Consider the following 2,675-nt stretch of genomic DNA (forward strand, 5'->3'; position numbering starts at 1 on the left):
GTGAAATATCTTTTTGATTATTTCTGATTTAGGCTGGCTGGTCTCAACCGCCACGAACCTGCCCCCTGGTTTCAAAACCCGGTTTATCTCTCTCAAAGCTATAACAAACTTTTCCCTGTCGAGATTGATATTGCGCACTGCAAAGGAGATGGTGACCAGGTCAAAGGTATTATCCGGGAAAGGGAGAGTGTTGATGTCTGAAACTATGAAGGTGATTTCAGATGCTTCTTTTTTCTGCCGGGCTTTCTGAATCATCGGGAAGGAGAAATCACAGGCAAATACTTTCGTCTTTTCCGGAGCGAGCTGTTTGAGGTAAACAGCCATCTCGCCAGTGCCTGAGCAGACATCCATCCACATGCTGCCGTTTCCTTCGACTGCAATCTGGGCCGCTTTTTTTCGCCAGAGGATATCCATCCCGAAAGTCAGAATATGATTGATCAGCTCGTAGGTTCCAGGAACCTCAGAAAATATTTTGCGGATGCCTTCTTGCATTAGATTTTCTAGTCGCGTAGCGGAGGTTTTATATCTCCGCTGAGCCCTAATCCGCCTCTGGCGGACAGCTACGCGTGCTGCAGTCTCATTTTATGGTGGAACAGGCATCTTGCCTGTTCTTATGTTCAGGCGGGACGCCTGAGCCACTTTGCCCAATGAATTGGGCAACTACCGTCAGTAGGTAGCCGCAAGTCCTACGGATCCGTTACTCAGGACTTCAGCTTGCACAAGAGAAATCAAAACGCTGCTTCGCAGACTGAAGTCTGCGGCTACCAAGCACGGTCAGACAGGAATGTCTGATCCACCGGGATTATAAGGTTTAAATATCTCGTCCAGACTATACTTTCCTGGACCGATAAGGACCAAACTTAGGAAAAGAATTCCATCTTCAATCGCATGCGAGGCAATGCCCAAACCATCTCCTCGATTTAGATGCATCGATGTGGCAACAATCATATTTATAGTCAGGAGGACGCAGGCTGGTCTGAATAAAAAGCCCAGGATAAGAAAAATACCTCCAAAACATTCTGCAAAGGAGGACATAAATCCCCAGAATACAGGCAGCAAGTGAATGCCAAAAATCCCCATAGTTGCTCCCAGCTTTTCCCACATGTCAGGTCCACCAAGGATTTTTGGAGCACCATGAAATATAAACATCCCCCCTATTCCCAGACGTAGAATCAAAAGTCCGATGTCTCTATATTTGTTCAGAAATGTCAAAATCATTTTCCCTCCTTCAATCTAAGACATTTTTACCTTATACGAAATGCTCAATCAACAGAGCAACTACCGTTTGATTTGGTGGTGGAACAGGCATCTTGCCTGTTCTTGTGCTCAGGCGGGACGCCTGAGCCACTATTCCCAATGAATCGGGCAATTATGGTCAGACAGGAATGTCTGACCTACCAGAACTGCCCTATTAAATTGGGCAACTACTTTTTGTCCTTTCCATAAGTAAAATCCCTGACATGCATTCCATAGATTTCTCTGAACCCCAATTTCTTATAAAATTCACCTTTATCCGGATCAGTTATTAAGACAATATCATAATATCCCTTGAAATTGGAGATTGCCAACTCCATCAGACGCCTGCCAATCCCTTTCCTCTGATGCGACTCCAGAACTTCAACCAGGGTAATGAATGCATGCATGGCCCCATCGCTTATGGCTGTGAGAAAACCTACAAGTCTACCATTTTCTCTTGTGGTGATAACCAGATCAGAACCGGTTAAAAGCTTGCTTCTGGTCTCCGTTGACGGAGGTGATTTCCAGTTCTGGAAAAAGGTATTTAACTCATCCGTGATAATTCTGCCATTTATTTTATACTCGATCATCGGTTTGTCTTTGTAGTATTTTGGTTTTCGTGTTGTGCATAAAGCCCAACATCACAATCCTCTTAAAAATCGGTAGAACAGGCATCTTGCCTGTTTTTATGCTCAGGCGGGGACGCCTGAGCCACTATGCCTAATGAATTGGGCAACTACAGTCAACAGTCGCGTAGCGTAGGTTTTAAACCTCCGCTGAACCCTGAAGGCTCAGCTACGTGTGTTTCTCCCTCCGGGCAGCTGGAATCCGCATTTTGAAAGCTGCTCTAAAAGTTTTTTAGGTGAGGGGTTCCACTGTCCCCATTTCCGGGAGATATGCTCGGTCCAGGAATAATCATCAAAAGTAAATTTTTCCTTGCGTCCTTTCTCCAGAGGAACTCTGTAGTTCGACTTACGATAATAATCTTGAGCCAGGTAACCCTGGTCCGTCTTTTTCATAGCTTTCTTTATGTCTTTTTCTTTGAATTTCGGGTATTCCTTTTCAAAAAGAACAAACTCCAGAGGATATCTTGGGCGCATCGGCGGATTTTCTGCGGGGTATCCGATAGCAATTTGAGTCAAAGGAAAAACCCTCTTGGGCAATTTGTATTCCTTCGCAATTTTTGTGGCCTGGTAAGGGGTATTTCCCAGAAAGCAGGTCCCCAATCCCAGGCTTTCTGCGGCAATCACCATATTCTCCGCCATTAGAGAAGCATCCTGAATCCCCATCAGGAGACAGAAAAGGTCATTCGAGACCAGTCTCCAGTTTCTCTTCTTCATAATAAGCTGGAGTTTGTGAAAATCGATACAGACAGTGAACAAAAGGGGAGCCCTGAAAGGATTTTTCTTTTGATTCCGTGAGAGTAACAGACTATAAAC

The 2,675-nt window shown here is 44.9% G+C and carries 4 protein-coding genes; all 4 read right to left on the reverse strand.

The window, feature by feature from the left end:
- A partial coding sequence (locus MUP17_11175; protein ID MCJ7459542.1) for a class I SAM-dependent methyltransferase occupies positions 1-492 on the reverse strand: 492 nt, incomplete at its 3' end.
- A 282-nt stretch (positions 493-774) separates the two neighbouring features.
- A complete protein-coding gene (locus tag MUP17_11180; GenBank protein ID MCJ7459543.1) occupies positions 775-1,218 on the reverse strand; it encodes a DoxX family protein in 444 nt (147 codons plus the stop codon).
- A 206-nt stretch (positions 1,219-1,424) separates the two neighbouring features.
- Positions 1,425-1,826 (reverse strand): GNAT family N-acetyltransferase, encoded by a 402-nt coding sequence (locus tag MUP17_11185; GenBank protein MCJ7459544.1) that lies wholly within the window; start codon positions 1,824-1,826, stop codon positions 1,425-1,427.
- 201 nt (positions 1,827-2,027) lie between these two features.
- On the reverse strand, positions 2,028-2,675 hold a 648-nt coding region (locus MUP17_11190; protein MCJ7459545.1), incomplete at its 5' end, for a nitroreductase family protein.

The organism is Candidatus Zixiibacteriota bacterium (assembly GCA_022865345.1).
Classification (GTDB): domain Bacteria; phylum Zixibacteria; class MSB-5A5; order MSB-5A5; family RBG-16-43-9; genus RBG-16-43-9.